At 46.2% G+C, this 21,714-nt stretch carries 20 protein-coding genes and 2 pseudogenes; 4 read left to right on the forward strand and 18 right to left on the reverse strand.

The window, feature by feature from the left end; genetic code table 11:
- The 7 genes and pseudogenes from QZ918_RS33300 to QZ918_RS22825 form a co-directional block, all read right to left on the reverse strand.
- Positions 1 to 304, reverse strand: a 304-nt coding sequence (locus QZ918_RS33300) for a microcyclamide/patellamide family RiPP (RefSeq protein ID WP_293338613.1), incomplete at its 3' end; no start/stop codon positions are given.
- Positions 305 to 439: 135 nt separating this feature from the next.
- On the reverse strand, positions 440 to 2,773 hold the full coding sequence (locus tag QZ918_RS22800) for a TOMM precursor leader peptide-binding protein (RefSeq protein WP_293338615.1): 2,334 nt from the start codon (positions 2,771 to 2,773) through the stop codon (positions 440 to 442).
- Positions 2,774 to 2,825: 52 nt separating this feature from the next.
- Positions 2,826 to 3,179, reverse strand: coding sequence for a cyanobactin biosynthesis PatC/TenC/TruC family protein (locus QZ918_RS22805; RefSeq protein WP_293338617.1), 354 nt, complete (start codon positions 3,177 to 3,179; stop codon positions 2,826 to 2,828).
- 165 nt (positions 3,180 to 3,344) lie between these two features.
- Positions 3,345 to 3,596 carry a cyanobactin biosynthesis system PatB/AcyB/McaB family protein gene (locus QZ918_RS22810; RefSeq protein ID WP_293190745.1) on the reverse strand — a complete coding sequence of 84 codons (252 nt, stop codon included), beginning with the start codon at positions 3,594 to 3,596 and terminating at the stop codon, positions 3,345 to 3,347.
- Positions 3,597 to 3,692: 96 nt separating this feature from the next.
- Complete coding sequence (locus tag QZ918_RS22815) at positions 3,693 to 5,681, reverse strand: S8 family peptidase (protein ID WP_293338619.1); 1,989 nt, start codon at positions 5,679 to 5,681, stop codon at positions 3,693 to 3,695.
- Positions 5,682 to 6,398: 717 nt separating this feature from the next.
- Positions 6,399 to 6,935 (reverse strand): annotated as a pseudogene (locus QZ918_RS22820) (S8 family serine peptidase); the annotation flags it as partial.
- A gap of 421 nt (positions 6,936 to 7,356) precedes the next feature.
- Positions 7,357 to 7,491 (reverse strand): annotated as a pseudogene (locus tag QZ918_RS22825) (IS1 family transposase); the annotation flags it as partial.
- A gap of 100 nt (positions 7,492 to 7,591) precedes the next feature.
- Here QZ918_RS22825 and QZ918_RS22830 point away from each other — a divergent pair.
- Positions 7,592 to 8,053, forward strand: a complete 462-nt coding sequence (locus tag QZ918_RS22830; RefSeq protein ID WP_293338621.1) for an SRPBCC family protein — start codon at positions 7,592 to 7,594, stop codon at positions 8,051 to 8,053.
- Between the two features lie 6 nt (positions 8,054 to 8,059).
- On the opposite strand, the gene QZ918_RS22835 is transcribed toward QZ918_RS22830, so the two are convergent.
- From QZ918_RS22835 to QZ918_RS22845, 3 genes are all read right to left on the reverse strand, one after another.
- A complete protein-coding gene (locus QZ918_RS22835) occupies positions 8,060 to 8,788 on the reverse strand; it encodes a gamma-glutamyl-gamma-aminobutyrate hydrolase family protein (RefSeq protein WP_293338623.1) in 729 nt (242 codons plus the stop codon).
- A gap of 196 nt (positions 8,789 to 8,984) precedes the next feature.
- Positions 8,985 to 9,644, reverse strand: coding sequence for a DUF2834 domain-containing protein (locus tag QZ918_RS22840; RefSeq protein WP_293338625.1), 660 nt, complete (start codon positions 9,642 to 9,644; stop codon positions 8,985 to 8,987).
- A 141-nt stretch (positions 9,645 to 9,785) separates the two neighbouring features.
- Positions 9,786 to 10,064: a hypothetical protein gene (locus QZ918_RS22845; protein ID WP_293338627.1), complete on the reverse strand. Its 279-nt coding sequence runs from the start codon at positions 10,062 to 10,064 to the stop codon at positions 9,786 to 9,788.
- A gap of 207 nt (positions 10,065 to 10,271) precedes the next feature.
- Between QZ918_RS22845 and QZ918_RS22850 the strand changes: the two genes are divergently transcribed.
- Positions 10,272 to 11,804, forward strand: coding sequence for a NupC/NupG family nucleoside CNT transporter (locus QZ918_RS22850; protein ID WP_293338629.1), 1,533 nt, complete (start codon positions 10,272 to 10,274; stop codon positions 11,802 to 11,804).
- Between the two features lie 288 nt (positions 11,805 to 12,092).
- Positions 12,093 to 12,698: a DUF3318 domain-containing protein gene (locus QZ918_RS22855; RefSeq protein ID WP_293338631.1), complete on the forward strand. Its 606-nt coding sequence runs from the start codon at positions 12,093 to 12,095 to the stop codon at positions 12,696 to 12,698.
- An 86-nt stretch (positions 12,699 to 12,784) separates the two neighbouring features.
- Here the strand turns inward: QZ918_RS22855 and QZ918_RS22860 are convergent, their stop codons facing one another.
- The 7 genes from QZ918_RS22860 to relB form a co-directional block, all read right to left on the reverse strand.
- The gene (locus QZ918_RS22860) at positions 12,785 to 13,432 is read right to left on the reverse strand and encodes a type I restriction endonuclease (RefSeq protein ID WP_293338633.1); all 648 of its coding nucleotides are present in this window, start codon (positions 13,430 to 13,432) and stop codon (positions 12,785 to 12,787) included.
- A 383-nt stretch (positions 13,433 to 13,815) separates the two neighbouring features.
- Positions 13,816 to 14,883: an SUMF1/EgtB/PvdO family nonheme iron enzyme gene (locus tag QZ918_RS22865; RefSeq protein ID WP_293338635.1), complete on the reverse strand. Its 1,068-nt coding sequence runs from the start codon at positions 14,881 to 14,883 to the stop codon at positions 13,816 to 13,818.
- On the reverse strand, positions 14,883 to 17,087 hold the full coding sequence (locus QZ918_RS22870) for an NACHT domain-containing protein (RefSeq protein ID WP_293338637.1): 2,205 nt from the start codon (positions 17,085 to 17,087) through the stop codon (positions 14,883 to 14,885). Before QZ918_RS22870 ends, QZ918_RS22865 begins: the two co-directional genes overlap by 1 nt.
- A 223-nt stretch (positions 17,088 to 17,310) precedes the next feature.
- Positions 17,311 to 17,781, reverse strand: a complete 471-nt coding sequence (locus tag QZ918_RS22875; protein WP_293338639.1) for a hypothetical protein — start codon at positions 17,779 to 17,781, stop codon at positions 17,311 to 17,313.
- Positions 17,778 to 18,275 (reverse strand): papain-like cysteine protease family protein, encoded by a 498-nt coding sequence (locus QZ918_RS22880; protein ID WP_293338641.1) that lies wholly within the window; start codon positions 18,273 to 18,275, stop codon positions 17,778 to 17,780. Before QZ918_RS22880 ends, QZ918_RS22875 begins: the two co-directional genes overlap by 4 nt.
- A gap of 4 nt (positions 18,276 to 18,279) precedes the next feature.
- Positions 18,280 to 18,510, reverse strand: a complete 231-nt coding sequence (locus QZ918_RS22885) for a hypothetical protein (protein ID WP_293338643.1) — start codon at positions 18,508 to 18,510, stop codon at positions 18,280 to 18,282.
- 150 nt (positions 18,511 to 18,660) lie between these two features.
- Positions 18,661 to 18,960 carry a type II toxin-antitoxin system RelB family anti-toxin gene (gene relB, locus QZ918_RS22890; protein ID WP_293338645.1) on the reverse strand — a complete coding sequence of 100 codons (300 nt, stop codon included), beginning with the start codon at positions 18,958 to 18,960 and terminating at the stop codon, positions 18,661 to 18,663.
- A gap of 151 nt (positions 18,961 to 19,111) precedes the next feature.
- On the opposite strand from relB, the gene QZ918_RS22895 reads away from it, so the two are divergent.
- Complete coding sequence (locus QZ918_RS22895; protein WP_293338647.1) at positions 19,112 to 19,522, forward strand: hypothetical protein; 411 nt, start codon at positions 19,112 to 19,114, stop codon at positions 19,520 to 19,522.
- Positions 19,523 to 19,745: 223 nt separating this feature from the next.
- On the opposite strand, the gene QZ918_RS22900 is transcribed toward QZ918_RS22895, so the two are convergent.
- Complete coding sequence (locus QZ918_RS22900; RefSeq protein ID WP_293338649.1) at positions 19,746 to 21,596, reverse strand: glycosyltransferase family 39 protein; 1,851 nt, start codon at positions 21,594 to 21,596, stop codon at positions 19,746 to 19,748.
- Positions 21,597 to 21,714 lie beyond the last annotated feature (118 nt).

Consider the following 21,714-nt stretch of genomic DNA (forward strand, 5'->3'; position numbering starts at 1 on the left):
AATGAGTCACAGATGCTTCCGCACCATCGTAAGCACAGATACAATGAGTCACAGATGCTTCCGCACCATCGTAAGCACAGATACAATGAGTCACAGATGCTTCCGCACCATCGTAAGCACAGATACACTGAGTCACAGATGCTTCCGCACCATCGTAAGCGCAGACAGATACAGTGGTAGATGCACCCACACCATTACCACCGAGAGCTTCCTCAGAGAGTTCAGCCAAGTAGCTGGGGAGTTTACCAGTGGTGCTCCGCATCACGGGTTTGCCAGTTTGGGGCAGAATGTTCTTCTTATCCATGAGTAATTTCCTCAATTTGTTGTTTGGTTTGTTGACCCGTTGAGGTGGGCCAATCCTCTTCTTCCTTGGAAAGAAGCTTATTAGGACGACATCTGGTATGTAGCGAAGCCCGTCGTCCGCAAACTTTTAAAAGACTTAAAACGGTATATTGATAGGGTTCATCTCTGCCTCAGCCGAGGGTACGGTTCGCCACCCCAGCTTCACCGGCACATCGTAGATTCGCCCTGGTCCTAACCGCGACCATAAACCTCGCATTCCCGGTATAATCACCTTGACCACGTTCAAGCCAATGTCTGGTCGCGTCTGGTCTAGTACCAACGTTTCTAGCCCTACCGCTTTTGCAATCTCCACACAGGTCATCACATCTACATGAATGTCATCGCTCCAGCGCTTTGGGTAATCATTCGCAGTTTTCATCGGCTGCGAGGCATCTGGAGCTAAACAAGGATGAGTCTCTAAAGTTACTCCCAGCATCCAGTCCTTTGACTCGCCGTTGAGCCGATCGTCTGGAATTTTATCCAGTTCCAGCCCGACTTGGCTGACCTCAGTGAGAGCGCGAAGAATGGCAATTGTCGGGTCAAGGTGCGCTCCGAAACCAACAGATATCCGCTCTGAACTGCCTGCCGTGCGACGCGATAGCCCCGCAAACGCCGGAATCCCAAAGTCAGCGGTTAAATCAATCACCCAGAGTTCCCGGTTCAGTTCTCGGTAAAACTGCTGCAATTTGGCAAAATATGGTTCATCGAAGCTGCCCAGATCCACCCCAGGACGACTGAGGCGGTTGTACCACCACATTGCTACACTATCCCGCTCCACCAGTTCAAAGAACCCTTGCAAGATTGCTTCTTCCAGGGTATTGCCTGCTGCGTTACCGTTGGAATCGGCCTTACAGAAGCGAGAAGCATCTGGCATCGGATAGTTGTAGTAACAAAAGGTAGTGGGTAGATATTTCTGCATCTGCTCGGTCAACGACCATACCGGTGTCCAGTCAATGGCTTGACTGGCATCAAACCGATGGGGAATCCAGCGATAGGCAGCCGATGAACCCTGAGCGTTCAAGGCTTCCCGATTGGCATACTGCTCGTCGCTAAAGTGCAAGCACTGCTCTGGATGAATTGCCAAATCTCCTAGTTCCGCCAGGGTTGCCCGTTTACGGGGTTCATCCCCCTGAAAGATACCCGAATAGCGTTCCACTGCTTCGCACAAACCACTTGCCCGCGATTGGCTGTCGGTCTTGCCTTTACCAGAACTCTTGTGTTTCAGGGTATTCCGTAGACCCCGCAGGGAGGTGGAGCTACCAAAGCTATGCCCCGCCTTGTAGGTATGTACCAACGGGTTAGTCGGGTCAGAGATCCGCACCAGTTCCGTCACCACTCCCGTTATGGGACTAATCAAGTGCTGGTATTTCTGCACCGTTTGTTCTGGGGTAGTTCCACGATGACCGCCATCTGAGGTGAAGTGCTTGGGGCGCGACTCCAACTTCAGCGGTTCAAACCCTCGCCGTTGCAATATTTCCGAGTCACCACAGGTTGGACATTGCGGCCGCTTGATCGAGATATGGGTTTTCAAGTCCAGAATCGTCTGGTTGAAGGTGATAATCTTGCCATCCAATGTCGGGAAGCGAGCCGTTCCCGGTGCGGTGGTATTGGCGTGGTACTTAACAATCCACTTGGCAATCTCAGTGGCTGCAAACTGTAACCCCGTTTGCAGGGTCGAAGGCAGTGTCGCCCGTGCCGTGGGCAGGTATCCCATCACACGCCCGTTCTGACCGTTGCGCTGGTGTTGGGCTTGTTTTTGCACCAACACTGATGCCTCAACTTCCCGGTTTCCCCGCAACCGATGAGCCAGACAGCCCCAACACCCCGTCTTTCCAGGAACAAACACCGGTCCTAACCACAGGACACTGCCCACCGGCTTGACAAGTAGCCAATTTTGTTGACTCTCCAAAGCCTGCTTGTTGATGGCAGATAGTTCTGGCTGCAAATAGTCATCAGTCAAAACGATGTTGAGCGCCGCTGGAGAATCCGCATCCGTGGGGTTTTGCACCGAAATGCCCATGTCCTGCAGGGCTGTGGCGAGGGCAGCAACAGCGACTTCACTGATGTTCTCGCCCACCTTTGTCAAATTCACTGGCTGCTGTAACGCTTGCAGGGCCACGGAGGGTGCAATCCCTAACTCGCTCCAAAATGCCGCCACTTCCGGGGATAGTTCCGGGGCTACCTCGGTTAGATAGCCCCTTTCTGCGAGGCGATCGAGTACGTATTCGATGTGTTCCGGGGGGACTTCTCCATCGAATTTTTCCACAATCTGCGCTAGGGTGTGTTGCCCGTCCAGCAGAGGCACGATTTGGCAGTAGAGTTGCCCGGTGAGGGCGTGGTTGCTCTGTTCGCCAAGGAGGTAGACTTGGTTTGGCTCGATCGCCTCGACATGAAAGTGGGGCTTAATTTGGAGCAGTGTGGTGGATTGCATAGAGCGAACAGTCAGTCATTAAGTGGACGATGATAACAAGACAGGCTAGGGATTAGGTCCAGATGCGGCCCCGGCGGAAGGGTTTAGGGTTTTTTTCTGACTTCTTGGCTTGCTTCTTGGCGTAGTCGCACCAGTAGGCATAATCTTGCAGCCCTGTCTGGGAAGTGGGCACGTAAGACTTTTTCTGTTCTGGGGTGGAGGAGACTTGCGAGGGTGCTACTTCTGTTTTCTCCTTAGCCGTTTCCTTTTTCTCATTAGCCATAGTTTCTTTAGTTTCCTTAGTTTCTTTAAATGTTTGGGGTGAGGGGAGGATTTGCGGTTGCCGGGAAGCCACAACTCCCTCTAGCTTGAGGTAGTCGATCCGGTGTGCGCCATCTCCTCTCCCAACAGCGGTGGTCAGGGTCAAGATATGTTTCCCGGCGCCCAAAGCTGGCAAGGGAATCTGGGTTTTGGTTGGCTTGCCTGACCCGACCCCGACGAGTTCGGTCACTGGCTCACCATCAACCAAAAGGGTGTCAACTTGAGAGCCAAAAAAGTTGTAAAAGAGTGTAAGTTCGCCTTTAGTGGCTCGTTAATAGAATCGTCCCATGCCCCCAAAGCCACCCCAGCCCTGGCTGGCTGCACTCTGGCTGGCACTAGAGTGCATCACTTGGTTGAAACTGCGGTTGGCATAGGCTGAAGGATCGTTATAGTTAGCACCATGAAGCAGATCCATCCGAATATGCACCAAATCATCGGGATTACCATTTTCCACATCTACGCACAGCGCAGGCTGGATGAAATGGGGGCGTTTGACTGGGGGAGACAATAGAGGAAGTCGCATGGTTGAGGATTATCCGTATTGATAGGGTGAACAAATTTAACTATCTTGGCGAGAGTGCTTTTTGTGATTGCACTCTCACTCAAATTATGTCGCCTTTTAGTACGGTGAAGACCAAGAACGAACTTCGCCCAAAGTAACAGGAATCAGATCGCTCACATCAATGGTGAAGCGGAAAATCTTCTTAGCACGGCGGCTGTTTTCAGGGTCGAAGAATTTCAATTTCACATCCCAGCAGTCGCTATCCATGCGACAGAAGGGACTTTTCTCAACAGTAACGCTGTCGAGTTCCATGCCAACAGCAACCGCTTCGCTGAAGGTTTGGGCCGCTTGGAAGGCGTTGGTAACGGAGAAATTGAGGGCGCGGTCTTGGGAGGTGGTTCCCAAGTTGCGGAGGTCGTAGTAGATGCGGTTGAGGAAGCCATCTAAGGTTTTGCGGATGCGGTCTTCGTCAGCAGTGCCGTCTTCCCCTTGTACTGCGCTCATCGCGGCAGCGACCAAGTTGTTGACTTTCCAGCCGTAGATGCCGCGGGTGCTTTGGGGTTCAATTACCGGAATAACTTGACCGGAGAATAGTTTGACTTTACGCCCGGTCAATATGCCCGGTATGCTGACGCGCTCGACGTATTCGGCATCGCTTTCAGGTTGAATTTGACCCGATAGCAGTTCGTGGAGAGCCCGGTAGGACTCGGCGGCAAACGGACCGCTGGGGTCGATCGCATAGACCGGAGTCAGTTCAATATTAATCGTCCAAATAAGCGAGCGCGACTCAGAAATATTGGCGTCCAGGTAGTCCACCATCTGACGGGCATCGTAGGGATTCGCCGGAACCATTGTTGTCCCAAAGTTAAAAGGGGGCATCAGTTGTTTGAACGAGTCCCGACGAGCTTCGGTTCCGAAGTCGTAGCCGAGGGTTCCTAGGGCATAGACAAGCTGACCCATGTCAGCGACTTCGCTGGGGGCTTGGCTGGCGGTGACGGAATTAGCAGTTAAGTTGGGCATCATTGGTTGAGTAGTTGTAGCAGTGGGAAACGATTGAATCAAATCTTGCAAGTTTGGCGTGTTGCTGGGGACAGCCCCAGCGGTCGCAGTGGCTGCTGTTGCAACCGAGGTTTGAGGCGATTGCCCTTGCGTTGTGGCGATCGCTTCACCCGTATTGCTTAGGCTGCCATCACAACCGCAGCCGGCAGCTTCTATTTCTGATGCATTCACTGATGTAAATTCCTCAGCCATGTTTCCTCCTTTTAGTAACGTTATTGCTCCAGGGATGTTCAGTCTGCCCGCCAGACACCGACGGGTTTCTTCTGGCAAGTCAGGGTCACAGGGTAAAGCACTCTGCAACAGTATTTGACGAACTTTGTGTGGATCGGGGGTTTCTCCCCGCTCCCGCTGAAGACTCAGCAGCACGGCTGCTACACCTGAGACAATCGGACTGGCGAAGCTCGTACCGCTGAGACGGTCGGTACCACCACCGGGTTTGGCCCCCAAAATATCCTCACCTGGGGCAAGGATGCCTTGGTCTTTGTAGGCTTCGCCCCAGTTGCTAAATCCCAGGGGTTTGCCATGGGCATCCATCGCCCCGACCGCTAGCACAGAGGGCAAGGCCGCGGGTACGTGCAAGCAATCGCAACTATTGTTGCCAGCCGCAGCCACGAGCAAGACGTTGTTCTCTCGGCACAGACGAACGGCATTTTTCAGCCACCCATCGGCTTCGCCAAAGTCGGTCAGTTGACCCCCACTGAGGTTAATAACGTGTGCTCCTGCATTGACAGCTTGCTCGATTCCCCGAGCTAAATCTAGCTGGGAAGTTTTGAGGCGATCGTCGGCAAAGATCGGCACTATTATTCCCTTGCATCGGGGAGCTATTCCCTCCACCGAACTACCCGGTTGCCCAAAAATAATGCTGGCAACGTGAGTTCCGTGAATGGACATATTGCCATTAGTTTGAGCTTCCCCTTTAACTAAGGTGGGCAAATAAGTTAAATCTGCACCTTGGAAACAAGGATGATTCCGATCGACAGGACCATCCAAAACGGCAATACAAATACTATTATTTCCCTGGGATATGGTGCTTAATCTATCTAGCATTTAACAAGACTCGGAACAGTTAGGGGAACGAGCGTGCAAGTTTGACAAGGCAAGGAGCATAAAATTTTTGAATCAATTACAAGTCAGGGACAAAAATTAAATAAGTTTAATTATTCATAATGGCTCAAAGTTCTAGGAAAAAAGCCATTCTGCTATTTAAAAACAGCCCGGACTATTGTCTTAAAAGAATCAGGTAGTTGTGCAAGGCATCGGATAATTGGGGAAGAAAATGGTTAACCCATCATTATCAAAACCCTGATATTTGAGGATTACCAAGAGTAAAACTTAATAGACATCTCCCTAAATAACAGATAAGTCTAAAATAGATAAGCCTAAGCAGGATAAGGATTTTAGATTTATTTGTACCCGGTATCACTGATTTTACGACCAAATATATGGACTCTGAGAATCTTAGTCACAAGTTTATTTGATCCGACTATCAAGTTTTTGAGATGTATATTACCGTTTGACTGGTGTTTCTATACCTCTACAACAGTACAGTAACATTTGAAATCTGTCAAGTAAAATTTATAAAAATCATATTTCAGAGGGCGGGGCTGTTTCATCATCGAATTTTAGCTATTCTAAAAGTGTGAATGAAAATATTAAATTATATAGCTCGGGCGCGAAAAAGTCAACTATTAATTTTATTAATAGTCAAATAAATTATTTTAGCGCAAAAAATTAGAGAGAGAGCGTAAAATACATCTAAGTTCCTCCTGGGGCGAGAATACCCTGATTGCTGTAGGTTTCTCCCCAGTTGCTGAAGTTTAGAGGCCGACCGAGATCGTCCGTTGCTCCCACTGCCAAGACGGCAGGTAGCGAAGCGGGGACGTGCAAGCAATTGCAGCCGTCGTTCCCTGCCGCAGCAACAATTAACACATTGTTGTCGCTGCACAGTTGCACGGCACTTTCCAGCCAGCCTTCGGCTTCGCCTATTTCCGTCAGTTGACCGCCGCTGATGTTAATAATGTAATGCGATCGCCAGCATTGACACCTAGGGGCAATTCCCGGTATCTCCGAGCCGTGCTGCCCGAAGATTGTGCTGGCAACGTGAGTACCGTGCAAAGACATCGCACCGGTAACGCAGACTTCTTCCTGGACTAATGTCGGCAGCCGTTTCAGGTCAGATCCGGCAAAACAAGGGTGAGTCCGGTCTACTAAGCCGTCAAGTACCGCTACACAAATTTGAGAATCACCAGAGGTTTTTTCCCAAAGGCTTTGAATTCCTGGGATTTGGGTTAAATCGGCCATTTAAGCTAAAAATAGTTAGGTCTGGCTGGTTCTGAACCTCAAGATATAGATTACTTGAATTTGCGCTAAAAAAAACTTTCGATCTTTAAAATTTTATTAATTTTTATTTCCTGTTACACATATCTTTTTAAAAAAATTTAGGGTATTAATTTATACTTTTTGGCTCGGTAAGTAGCAGACTGCGATCGTCGCAAACGGAAAGTTCGCGTCCCGCGAAAGCTCTTTGACGGACATATCAACGGTAAACCCGACCGTCGCTTCTTTATCGGGTGCTTGAAGTCAGTGAGTCAGGCTGCTTTCCCTGAATTGAACGGGGAGGGGTTCTGCTGCGGGTGTGGCGTTGCTGAATCAGGGTATGAGAGAAGAAAAAATATTGAGATTGGGGTCGAAAATGATTTCTCTTATTTTGATTGGGAATTGGAACATCTCCAAATTTCAGATAATGAATTAGTAATTTAATTGAATATCCTAGCATTTGTGATGACTTAGAATAACAAAGAGTTTTTCTTTTTAGCCGTGCCAAGTAATGTCTGAGCCTTGTATTTTCACCTTCAACCGCAAGTCAAAAACGTACCTCATATGAGAGCTAGATCCGCTATAATAGTTAGTAGTGAGTTATTCGTGATAATTTAGTTACCTTCTTCTTTCTTCTTATAATGCCAAATTTTAGATATTCGTCCCTGATAAACGCTACCGTTGAAACAGTCTGGAACTTTTACGAAAGGCCGGATATTCTACAAATGCTGACTCCGCCTTGGCAACCGGTGAAAATCATCCGCCGCGAAGGGGGACTCGATGTGGGTGCTGTGTCAGAATTTCGGTTATTATTGGGGCCGATTCCAGTAAAATGGGTGGCGACTCACACTGAATGCGAACAATATTGCTTGTTTGTTGACGAACAAACTGAGGGGCCGATGGCAGGTTGGACTCACCGACACGAGTTTACTACAGAAAATAACTGTACTCGATTGACGGATGCGATCGCATTTTCGATACCGGGCGGCCCGATTGTCGATTTGCTGTTGGGTTGGTGGGTAGAAATGCGGTTAACTGATATGTTTCGCTACCGCCACGAAGTCACTAAGCGAGAGTGCGAAAAAAATGCAAACAATGGCTGAAAATTTTCATGCAGATTGAGTATAGTTCACGAACTTGGAAGCTGCTGCTTCGACGAAAGCCCGAAAAATTCCGCAGTTTGGGAGACTTTTTGGCGACATTTCTGGATGCCACTGAACTGCTAGCATCCAAGGGTGATATTTGTATTCGATCGCTTCTATTAATCCGTCGGGTGCTCGTGCTACAATTTGCCAGCCGGGAATCATTGTTTGTACGGCTTGATGGTGCCAGGAAACAACGTTTGTTGAGGTGGTTCCCATGATTTTTGCTAACCGGCTGTCGGGGTCTATTTTAATGATATGCTCGATCGCACAAATCGGGTTTTCTTGTCGGTGATTCACCTCATCTCCGTAAGCATCCGGTACGTGCACCACTAAATTGCCCCCGCTGGCTACATTCAGGACTTGCATTCCGCGACAAATCCCCAACACGGGTATGTCAGCTTTTAAAGCTAGCTTAGCTAAGCTTAACTCAAAATTGTCGCGTTCTGCGTTAACCGAGTAAACCGTGCGATCGACAAAACCGCCATAAAGTTCTGGATTGATATCTCCACCGCCTGAAAAAATCAAACCATCTACGGCATCAAAAATACTAGCCGGATCTAATTGATTGGGAGGCAGTAAAATCGGAATACCACCTGCTGCCTGCACTGCATCAATATATGCTCCGTTGAGGCAATATTCGCCTGCTTGACTGCGACAGTAAGTTGTGATGCCAACGATGGGATGTTTTTTCATTTCCTAGAGAGTGGGAGATAATGGTTGAGATTTTTTCTCGGATATCCTAGTATTATCAATAACTTTTTCTGGGAAAATGCTGGGAGCAAACTCCCACCAGAAAATTCAGTGATTTTGAAATTGCATCTTGCCTGTTTGTTGTACGAGTACTTGTGATTGGTTCTTAGATTAAACTGAGAATTTCCTGCATTGCTGTCTAATTTGTAACAATTTTAGGATTATTTTCAGGCAGCGGTGGGCGGGTACACAGATAAGCCAATGGCCCGAACAGTGGCACTAATGTTACTGCCCAAAATGCTATTGAATTTTGCATTCCTCGGCGCGCCATATCGTCGGTTAATAAAGCAGGAAATAGCAGGCTAAGCAGACAAAAATCTAAACTCATCACGTGGATAAAACGGCTGGTTTGCCACTGCCCAACAAAATCTGACCAATCGCCTTTTGTCAAGCCAAAAGTAACCAAGGCAGCAGCGCCTAATGTTAGGACAATCGCAGTAAAACGGGAGTCTAATATTTTTAAGAAGATATTTTTAGTCCCAGAAAATTCTGGATTCGGTTCGCGCAGGGCTAAATAAGGGAGCAAGGCAAATGCACCGACGCCAAATGATAAAGTTGCAAAAATCCATGCTCGTATTTTCTGCCCTCTGCCATCTGCAAATAAGACGCAACTGTAAATCAGCGGCCAGACTCCCATGATATTAAACAAAGCTACAATTAAAGGATTGATGCCTGCTATTTTGCCTGTGGAAAGGTTGGTAATTAGTGTTATGGTGTTGGGGTTGTCGGGTGGGGCAAATACAAAGGCGTAGGTGCTGAATGCAATCCAAAGCAAAGCAAATCCAATTTTTCTAGACATATAGCCTTTCTCAAAAATATGAGGTATACCTTACAGCTTGTATAACCTCTGAAACTAAGGGGGCTGAAGCCCAACAACGTCCGCGAATCTTTCTGGGAACCGCTGTATATCCCTTCTCAGAACCTAAAATCGACTCAAGCTTTAAAAATCATCATCGGAGCCCTCATCGGAGCTCTCATCGCTGCGTACAAGTTCCGAAGGAGGCCTATCATTACTCCAAGCCCACCAGACGGCGCCACACTGGCAGCGGTAAAATTCTTGCCACTTGCGGCGGTTGGACTCGGTGTATACTGGCGATCGACGATTAATCCAGACCTCATGGGCATCCGTGCACTTAGCAGCGCACTTGGGACAGCAAAACTCAGTAGCGTGAACCGCCGCCGCAGTCCATTCGGGAGGATGGGTCGCAAAAGCTTCCATGTGTTGCGTGTTTCTATCTAAACTGCTGGTAATACGGCAAATCAAGGATTCCTCAACATCCGCAGATTTCGCAATGGCATAAATACGCTGTTGAGTGCGTAATTTATCTGCGAGTTATTTTTTTGGCATTTGCCGTCCGATGAATAGTATAACTGATGTGGTGCAAGCCGTCGATCGGCATTCTCAGCTATTTCAAGGACTAGGCTTATGTCTATCTACAACTTTATCTCATTTCTGGGCATCTTTGGCTTATGCGGCATCGCCTGGATTTTCTCAGAAAACCGCCAAGTTCGCTATATACCTTGGCGCGTCATCATCTGGGGCATTGGCTTACAATTAGTCTTAGGATTTTTAGTATTCCTGTTCCCTCCAACTCGCATCGCCTTGGAGTGGTTTACCAGCTTGCTCGATGGAGTATTCACCGCTGCTGACGCTGGTGCCAGATTTGTATTTGGTAGAAACATTGTACCAATACCCGGTCAAGACCCGCCAGTTAATTTAGGATATATTTTTGCCTTTCGGGCTTTACCAACAGTCGTCTTTTTCTCAGGATTAATGGCACTGCTAGAGAACATCGGCGTCATTCAAATCATCACGAATTTTTTTGCTAAAATATTTTACTTGACAATGCGCTTGAGTGGCGCGGAAGCTCTCAGCGGAGCTGCTAATATCTTCGTAGGTATAGAAGCAGCAATCGTGGTCAAGCCTTATTTGGCAAAAATGACTCGTTCCGAACTTTGTGCCATTTTATCTTGCTGTTTTGGAACTGCTGCATCCTCAACTTTAGCAATTTATGTCAGCGTCCTCAAGCCAGTTTTCCCCAATATTTTAGGGCATTTAGTTTCTGCCTCAATTATTGCAATTCCCGCTTGCTTCGTCCTTTCAAAAATCTTAGTTCCCGAAACAGAAATTCCCTTGACAATGGGAGGCATTCCGAAGGAAAAACCGAAGCCTCAAGGGCGCGAATTGGTGGGCGAAGAAGTTGATATAAATGACGGCGATCTCCCCAAACAAGAGACAGTTGGCGGAGAACCTATCGAGCGCGTCAGCCCGTTAGATGCAGCAATTATCGGCGCTTTAGACGGTGTCAAAATGGCAGTGTCGATCGCTGCTGTTTTGATTTTAATCTTGGGTTTAGTTTCGTTAATAAATCAAATTTTGGGAGCCGAAACCCTGCGAAAGGGTTCAGGAATATTATTTTACCCACTGACTTTGTTAACCGGAGTTCCCTTGAAGGACTCTTGGATAGCTTCAGAAATTATCGGACAAAGGCTGTATCTAACAGCAATTCCACCATATGGAATGTTAGCAGAATTGGCTGGCAAAGGATTGGTGAGTTCTCGCACAGTCTTGATTGTCAGTTACGCGCTTTCGGGTTTCGCCCACTTAGCCTCCGTCGGCATATTTGTCGGCGGTACAATCGCCCTAATTCCTTCTCGGCGCAAAGACATTTCCGAACTAGGTTGGAAAGCCTTATTTGTCGGCACTTTAGCTACAATGATGATTGCCTGCATCGCCGGATTGTTTGACACCGGAGACTCCAGCATTTTAGGCACTCAGACACCGCCTGCTGCCCCGATTAGCGCTCCTGCTTCGCCGAAGTCGGAATCATCCCCCGCCGCAAGTCCGAAGCCGTCAGTTGCCCCAACAATTGCCAATCCGAAGCCTTCACCAAAGGGTGAAAAAGTTGCTCCGAAAGCTCAAGAATCTCCTAAATCTGAATCGAAGAAAACGCCTTAAATCAGCTATGGATTAAGAACAGGGCAATGCCTATTAGAATCTAATCAAGGTCAAAAGTAGTCAGAGACTGCTGTTTACCGCCGAGGCCAGATCCCCCCTAGCCCCCCTTAAGAAGGGGGGGACAAGATTCTTCTCAAAGCCCCTCTTGCTAAGGAGGGGACAAGATTCTTCTCAAAGTCCCCCTTCTTAAGGGGGATTTAGGGGGATCTAGACTAAGTAACAAGCGAAATTGATCGCACCAATTCCCTCTTCCTTCTTCCTTCTTCCTTCTTCCTTCTTCCTTCAACTATGAATCCCGAACCAGAAATCCGCCGCCTGTTAGATGTGATGCCCGCCTCCGGCCGCATGACTTGTAAAATTATTAATAAGCCTCAACAATCGACGGTAATTGATTGCGATTTTCCTTTACCTTGGCATCAATCTCGCCCGATTTATATTAATTTTGACCTGTGGCGACTGCTATCCAAGCCACAGCGAGATTTACTGCTATTGCGTACTGTAAGCTTTCTGGGCAATTTCAAGTGGTTTAAGCCGGATATTTATCAAGGTGCGGCTGTGGCGGGAATTCTCGGCACTGTTGTAGAGTTGTTACAGGGAGATGCGATCGGAATTGCGATCGCCGGTGGGTTGACTGGACTGGCGATGACTCGAATTTGGCGCGACAACCGCAGTTCGCAAGTAGAGTTAGATGCTGACGAAACGGCGATTAGAGTCGCGGGAAGGCGCGGTTACAGTGAATCTGAGGCGGCGGGACATCTACTGGGGGCGATCGAATCTCTGGCGCAGATAGAACAGCGCAATTTAGATTTTAACGAATTGATTCGGTGTCAGAATTTAAAGGCGATATCGGGTATTTCGGCGGTGGGCGTTCCCGATAATGTTAGGCAAGAGTAATCTCTTGTACAATACGGTTCGTAGTGCGGACTTCAGTCCGCAAAATTATGCGGACTGAAGTCCGCACTACGAACTAACCTTACCATTTATCTCCGTACAGGCAAACTAACAAGTTGCTTGAGAACCCGCATAGCTTCATTTAATCCATTATTGCGACTATTGGAAATGCTAAATAAATCTGACAGCGCGTATTGATTTATTTCCCCGCGCAGCAGTTTCAAGAAAATATATTCTTCGCCGTTAGTTATCATCCCAAAAGTAGAGTTTTCCGGGCGAGGATTTCCCATCATGTATGCTAGAGTCTGCGGAATCGCCCGCGAAACGCTGAAACCATATTCTTTACTTTCAATTACCACTATCCAAAATTGATTTTGAATGACTAAAGCATCAATCCGCCCCTGTAAAACCCGATCTTCGTCTTCTGGGAAAATTTCAACTTTCAGAGATTGTTCGCCTCTAATCCTAAATGGGAAATCGCACAAACCCATGACATCGAGGAGAGGATGTAGCATGATAATATTGACTGTGCCTTCAGAAATTTCATCTCCTTCTATATAGGAAAAATAGCGATTTTTTAGTCTGTCTAAAGAAGCTATTTCACTTGCTGTCAATTCTGGTAATTCTCCCTGCCATTCGGTAAATGCTAGGGGATTGTTGCTGCGAGTTAAATTGAATTTAGTACGGAGATCGCTCAATTTGGTAATTGCTTTACTAATAGCAGTTTCTTGAATCATAAAGTTGTTTATTTATCTACATTGTTAATTATATCATAATCTGAAATATCGCTTCACCCGAAATACCGCCAGGGGTTTAAACCCCTGGCTAATAGCAAAAGTCCTCTCAAAGAGGACTGAAGAATTCATGAGACTTCTCAATAAATTAGATTTTAGCTTAGGCTTGACTTGAGTTTCAAGTTGTTTTTGAGAGATATCTATTAGTCCTCTTGAGCGAGGACTTCAGCTTTGAGGCAGGGGTTTAAACCCCTGCCGGACTGTGAGTGTTACCTTAAGATAATTGGCAGCCTTGTCTGCGCGAAATCGGGAGGGCAATTGATTGTTATATTTAAGCATAACCTGCCAATTGACAAAACTCATAAACTATCCAGGCGCTATATTTGCTACTCAACTCTTTCCCTGACAATCCGAATACTCTCCCATGCTGGCATCCGACCCGCTTGCCGCTCATCTAGTAATACCAAGTAAACATAAAGTTGGTAGATTTTATTGAGATTCTTTAGAGACTCACGACTAACAGCTTCACTTTCTTGACGACTTAACTTAATGATATTGAGCGCCTCTTTATTTTGAGAGATGGCCTGATAAGTTCCTGACAAGAAATGATAGATAACAATAACAGGAAGCAGAGGGAAGTATAAAAGTAGGAAATCACTAGCTTTGCCTGCTTCAATTGCTTTAATTTTGCCTTCGAGGTCGCTGTAGAGGTCGCGGTAGAGGTCGCGGTCGAGGATGCGGCAGAGGTCGCGGTCAAGGACGCGGTTGAGGACACGGTTGAGGACGCGATTAAGTACGTGGTTGAGGTCATGGTAGAGGTCGCGGTCGAGCACACGATCAAGGTTGCAGTCGAGGTTGCGGTTGAGGACGCAGTACAGGTCGCGGTACAGGTCAAGGTACTGGTCGTGGTATAGGTGGGGGTACAGGTAGAGGTAGACGTCGAGGTACAGGTCGAAGTTGTCATGCAGGTCGAGGTCGAGGTCGCGGTACAGGGCGAGGTACAGATTGTGGTACAGGTCACGGTACAGATTGTGGTACAGATTGTGGTACAGGTCGCGGTTGAGAACCAAAACCTCAGCTAAATTCTGTTGCCAAGTTTGCTTCTGTTCGTTTTCTATCCCTGTAATGATTCGCTGTTCTCCATTAAAACACCAGCATCCTACTTGTTTTTCTGTAATTGGATACTCCTCTACTTCAGCTAAAGTGGGCAGTCTGTACTTAAATCGCAATGCAGATTGGTGCTGAGTTAACCATTCACAAAACTCCTCCGCATCACTGAACCTTACTCCAGTAATAGGTTTTTTGGCATCTCCTGGCGGAAATTTGTAACTTGTCCAATGGTCAGGTTGGCGATATTCACCCGCTTTCAACTTCTCATCAATAAAAAGCTGATATTCCGCACAGGTGATGTAACTCATGTCAATTTCGACATTTTCATCAATTCGTAACAGCATTATTTCAATCGTCTCGATAACTGTACCTGTGCTGCTAATTTGGCAATTTCTGGGTCTGTCGAGTTCAAACCTTGTTCTAAAATTTGTTCCAGTTGTTGCCGAACATCTGGATTTACACTCAACCCCTCTTCCAAGCAATCATAGGCGAGTGCCAATTCCTTAACAGATGGAGATGGCATCGCCAAGACTGCACGAATCAGATTGCTAGCATTACTCTGCGCTGCATAAAGACGGATAGTTTCCGCCCACCAAGATTGATTAATATTTCTGATTAATAAATTCTCTTGGTTCGATTCCTTAATCTGAACGGCTGCTAAATATTCCTGGAAACTCAAGTGAGCAAATTCATAAACGCCTACTTCTTTTTCCACTAACAACCCACTCACATCCCGAACTTGCTGGATAAATTCTTCTGGATTCGCCCCACTACCTGCTACATCTGCCAGTTTGTTTTTAATCAGATTGATTCCATCGGATAGTTTGAATTCACGAGTTTTCTGCTGCATTAATTCAAATGCCAGCACTTGCAGAACAGATTGCTTTTGCGTGGCTGTTAGCGCATCGGCAATATTTTTAGCTCTTTGTCGCTTTTCTAGTAAAAGCTGGCAAATTTCTTTGTAAAGTTCCACTCGTTTTCCCGGCAGGGCGCTACCGCGACGGTGAACTGTGGCAATCATGGTTAGCAACAAAGGATTCACCGCCATGTCGGCCAGAGGTTTGCTATTTTTAATCCGCTTAATTAAATCATCTGCCTGTTTTTTCGCTTCTTCCTGCACTCCGATATCATCTAACCCAGCGCGACTCATCACTTCTGTTTCCAAATACCAGCCACTAATAAATTGTTCCATTTGTTTCAGGTTAAATGGTTGCACGGCTAAGACGGTCACATCTTGTTGCAACCGCGCATCTTTATAACCAGAAGGTCGAGAAGTTAAGATAAAAGCTGTGTCGGCGTAGTTCTGCATCTGTTCGTCTACCCAACGACTTACTTTCTGGCGCTGGGTTTCATCTGCCACTTCATCCAATCCATCTAGCATTACCAAACATTGGTTTTGACGTAATTTTTCGGCGAACCAGTTAGGCGGTGGATTCAGCGGTTGAATTGCTCGTTGCTGCTGTACCTGTTGAGTAATTAACTCTGCCAGAGGCGGTTGATTATTCACAATTTCTTGACGCACATCTCGAAGATATAACAACACTGGAATCAGTTTCGGTGCATTGCGATGTACTTTTTGCTGTTGCTTTGTCGCATAAGTTAGCGTTAAATGTCTCAAAAGCGTAGTTTTTCCCGAACCGGCTGCGCCCAATACTGCCATGCGTCGAAATGCCGGATGCTTATCTATCGCTGCTAAAAAATTCCAAATTTGTATTTCATTTGAGTTATTTCTTTCATCTTTTGGTGGCTGAATCATTTGGTGACTTATATTTGCTGCCTCTGTTGCAGCAATTTTGAGTGGCACAAATACTTTTTGCAAGTTCAGGGTGCGGTCTTTATCCAATCCCTGTGTTTGGTAGTCTCGACAGATATAAGTCAAACCCTGGTAATATTCCCGCTGAAAAGATGAGGTTGAATCTTCAAATTTATTCCAAATCGAGTCAGCAAAAATATCTGCAATTTCCTGTCTCTTTGCCCTAAACCTCGGTGTAAGTTGGTTAGTAACTGGGATGAGAAACTTGATGGCATGGATAAATAACGTCAGAATTACAGTCACAACCAAAGCCAAAAACCCTGCTGTCCATTGACCCCTGAGTAGGAAATAAAACATTACCGCCAGTCCCAAGCCTGGGGGAAACCATACCAACCTGTTCTGCCATTGTCTCGGTAAAAGCAGTACAGGCGGGAGCACAGTCCCCAAACCAAACAAAACGAGAGATGTATAAAAAACTGCTGGGTTGAATTCGGCGGGTACGTAGTTCGCCTTCAAGAGTCCGAACAGGATGCCACCTCCCAGCAAGGGTAAAAAGCCCACAAGCGAATTTTGATTTGCAGGCGTTGCACTAGACTGAGACTGACTTGAGATAAAACCGAGGATAAAAAGTGCCAACAGACACACTGCCGTCAGTAAGATGATGATAGGGTCGTCAATTTTTAAGTCTTGTTTACCGGGCAGTTGGTTGATCAGCCAACCCAAGAAACCATTACTGAGGATCAATAGGAACGGTAGCAGCCAATTTTGGATAAATGTGGGCATAAGCGATCGCATTTAACAGCCTGTTATTTCTCAGTTTAGGCGATCGCAGCGGTTGAGTGTTCTCAATAAATGTATTTATTGCTCGTGGGCGATATTTCGGAAGAAAAATATCTGCTTTACCAAATTGTACTGACACTCGATAATTGAATCCGGCGATCGCGACTAATCACCGGCACGTTAAGATACAAAGCAGAAGCAGCGATTATGCGATCGCCCGTACTGCAAAAAAACATCGCTACTCAACCAAATTAGCCTTAACAGACAAAGATTCCAGAAACTTAACCGCTTCATCCAGCATAGCTTCTGGTAATTTCTCAACGATCGCGATCGCCTTCTGACGAGTTTCTCGATTACTTTCTTCTGGTTGCTGCGAGTCGGTTTCTACTAAAGTACCACTTTCAAATGGTTTTTGCTTCGATAAAGCTACTTCTGGAGTTACAAAAACGCCGACATCTGATGGAAATTCAACAGCTTGATTATTATAGCATTTAACAACCAGATTTGTCACTTGCCTTGCCACCCGCTGATTAAATCTGAACATATCTGAAAAAGCACGATCGCCGTGAGTAGTTTGTAGTAAATGCTCTCCCACTCGATTGACTTCTGTTGTAAAAATAAATTTGTATCTATCTGTACCGACTGACAGTAAGACCTCGTGGGAATTAGGAGCGATCGTAGGTTGAACAGACAAAACTTTCACTTTCATCGTCTTAATGAGTAAACTGCTTGAATATTCCAGTAACTTAAAAACTCTTCTAACTCCATTTTATATCTTGTCGCATTCCAGGGATCGCGAATCATAATTTTTCCTGTATTGTCAAGTCCATCAACAATTACTATATGACCCAAGTCAGCTAGAGGTTCCCACAAAATAGCAGCCCAAGAACCTGTAGTAATTAATACGTCAATTATTTCAGAGTATGTTGCGCCAGGAAGACACACCGTACCGCCCAACCAAAATCTACTAACGCCGCTTACATCCAGAGTATTGAGTGCAACCGCTAAATCTTCAATACTTACAGGTACTCCAGTTTCAGCAGCGATTAAGGATTGATTGACATCACAAATTCCGCGATCGCTAAGTAACATTTCACCACAAGCAGGGCCGCATGATAACTTGTCTTGTTGTTTGACGACTGCCTCATCTACTATCTCATCAATAACTTGCCAATTGCCACCAGCCCCAGATAATCCTGTCATGACATTAGAAATCCTCCCTGGGGAAATTCGCCCATTCTTCCCTACGAACTTCATCTATTTCAGCGACAGATGGTGCGACTCCCAAGTCCGCACATAAACCCCACAACGATTTGCGGGGAGTAGGGCGTGCGACAACTAATTCTCGCTCTATCTCGGGAACCATCCACTTAATCAACCGTAACTTTTCGGCGATAGACAACTGCTTAACAAGACTAAAAACTGCCTCGAAACTCATGTTTTTTAGAGGGAATGTTTGATTGATGTAATTTTAGCATTAAAGCTACTTATGAAGTTACAAAAAAGATGTGATATTTTAGACAACAGCTTTTCCTTATCCCAAATCATCGCTCTAATAATTACTTTACCTCAGACTATTTGCTGTATTTTAAGTGTTTGAATCGAAGCTACCATCGACTAATCTATCCACCAATAACTTTTCCTCATCTACTTGCCGACTGAGGTAATCCGGCAAGTTATCAAAAGATACCCGTACCAAACGGCAAAAATCCCTCATTTGCCGAACAGTCATCGTAGGTTCGTCTCCCTTTTCCCATCGCCGCACTGACGAAGCCGATACCCCCATCCGCACAGCCAACTCTTCTTGGCTTAAGTTAGCGTCCTCTCGCAGTCTCCGAAAAGGCGACTCATTTTCTGGTTGCCGTTGACGTTGCCTTTTTTTTACCATTTCATTATAAAAGCTTGATTTAAGCGCCTAATTTGAGCGGTTAGATTGCCTGGAACAAGCACAGCCATAGATAAAACAGACTGCACTAAAAATAAAAGGTGCAAGTCTGTCAGATTCCTATGGGCAAACATACCCAATTTACAATACTGCCATGAATACACCAGAAACTACGAATTCCTGGATTATCTATCGACTCCTGCCGAACTTTCAGCGCTTGCCCGTCGCGCAATTTCGCAGCCGCAGCGAAGCAGAGTCTTCCCTGAAAGTCATCCGGCAACTGCTACCCAATACGGAATTAATACTTGCTTTCGAGATTGGCGCCGAAAGTCCTACCACCGAACTCATTGAGCCCCCTGCTAAGGAACCAAACTTGCAAAGTTCAGTTAACCGAGAACTCCTGAAACTCTTTTTGATTAGTTCTCGCCCTGTTGTTTCCCGCGTCATTCATTCTTTTCACCGCGATAATTTTGCCTGCGCTACTGACTGGAGTCCCCTTGTCCCGACTCAAAATCCCGGTGAAGTGATGAGCGTTTTAATTAAGTATTTTGGCGCTGACTCTTAGGGTGCGATCGAACATTCTTGATTGTATGGCAAAGCGCTCTTTCCTCATATTATAAAGAGCGCTGAAGCGCAACTACGTACCGAAGAGAGCGCTGAAGCGCAACTACCTACCTCATTTTAAAACTGCGCTGTCTAGTTGGGTTTGGGCGCTTTTTCCTGATATTATTAAGAGCGCTGAAGCGCAACTACGTACCTAAGGGGTTTTTTGAGGAATAAACGGTAATTTAAGAACAGTGATGAACTTGATATTCATAACCATCAACTGGCGACAAATCGCGAGATTCAATCTGACACTTTTGCGCTGCTAAATTTACTGGCGCGCGAAAATTCACCAACCACAAATCTAGCGGGCGTTCCAATTGACTGAGTGTCTTGTCAAGTATCCCTGCCACAATTTCCGGCGATTCCTTTCTCTGCTTAACTAAAAGAAACTGTGGAAAGTCAAAACCTTTAAATTCTTCCTTATTCCTAACATCCGCTACATCGGTTACATCCGCTACATCCGCTACATTGCTCGTTGCCGAACCCTTCTTCCTAACATCCGTTACATCCGCTACAAAATCCGCTGCCGAACCCTTCTGACTCTTTTTCCATTCCAATCCTATCCCCATCAACTCTCCGATTTCTACATGAGTCTTTTGAGTGGTAGCAATTAACACGGGAACTTTCGAGACTTCGCGGATAATCGGAATTAACAAATCTGGTTTGTAATATTTGCGATAGCCGAGATTGGAATTTACTGTTACACTGCTGACTAAACCCATTACTAAAATTAGCAGCACTGCTTTTTTACCAGTAAATTCTATAGCAGGTAATTTAAACCATCTAGTTTTTATTGCAGGTGTGTCATAAATAAATGCTAGGGCTGTTCCTAATATTAAGATCGCTCCCGGAAAGTAGACAAAATTGTATCGAGGGCCGCGAGTTAGGTCAATTCCTAGAATGTATGCAAAGCTGAAAAATAGGAAAATTGAACCGATCGCAAATCCGCCAAAAATAACTGTACCTAAACGAGTTTCGGTGGTTTTTAAGGAAGTTTTGAGACCGTTTTGCAGCAGGGGAAGCACCCAGATGAAATATATTATCATGCCGATCGCAGATCCAACTACCACAACTAGATTTGACGATTCCACCGGAAGCAGCGATATGACAGCGATCCATCCCGCCAAAGCTTGGAAAATCGGCGCGATCCAAGCTACAAATGTGCGATCGCCGCTGACAATCCAATTCGTGAGTTCGCTACCGTATTTATTCGACAAAAATATCGGCAGCCATACTAAACCGCCCGCTACAGTCCCCAGCGCTACTGCCAAAAGCCGCCAGAGGATTTGAAATTGCCAAATATTCGGCTGCTGACTGTCGGAAAGCGCCAATTTTCCATGAAACTGCTGCCAGATTACAGCAATTAATGCTATGGCTTCTGCACACAAAGTCAAGGCAAAAAAGTAGTGAACCGCAATTCCCAAACAATTAACAATTATCCAAAACAGCACCGTCCAGATAGGCATCGGAGCGCGCTGTTGCAGCTTTTTTGCTGCTACTGTCAAGCAAAAAAGAGACGCAATAACTAATAAAATTCCTAAGGTATAATGGCGGGCTTCTTGAGCGAGATAAATGCCGTAGGGAGAAACTGCCATCATCGCAGCCGCACATTGACCGACTAAACGAGAATTGAAGGCAAATTTGCCTAAAAAGTAGATAGCGGGAACTGATATTACTCCTAATAATGCCGGAAGCGATCGCCCAATCCACACTAAACTATCCTCAGTCGGCGCAAACAGTCGCATCCACCAGTGGGCAACCATAAAATACACTGGCGGATGGTTGCTTTCCACTAGCAAATGCTTGAGGACATCTGCAATACCAGCATCCGCACCCAATTGCAGCGGTTGTAGTAGAGTGGAAAGTGCGATCGCCCGATCGATCGGCACCCCGCGAAAACTGTTGCCCAAACTAAACACCAGAGTCGAAAACTCGTCCGTCCACAGCGGTTTCGAGTCCAAATTTGCAAAACGTAGTATTAGGGCGATGGCCGTCCACAGTAATAGCAACAACAGTTGTTTATGCTTAATCATTAATTCAGTCAGTTGTGTGTTGTCAGTTGTGTGTTGTCAGTTGTGTGTTGTCAGTTGTGTGTTGTCAGTTGTGTGTTGTCAGTTATGTGTTGTCAGTTGACCGCCCACTGCCCACTGC

It is taken from the genome of Microcoleus sp. CAWBG58 (assembly GCF_020883045.1).
Classification (GTDB): domain Bacteria; phylum Cyanobacteriota; class Cyanobacteriia; order Cyanobacteriales; family Microcoleaceae; genus Microcoleus.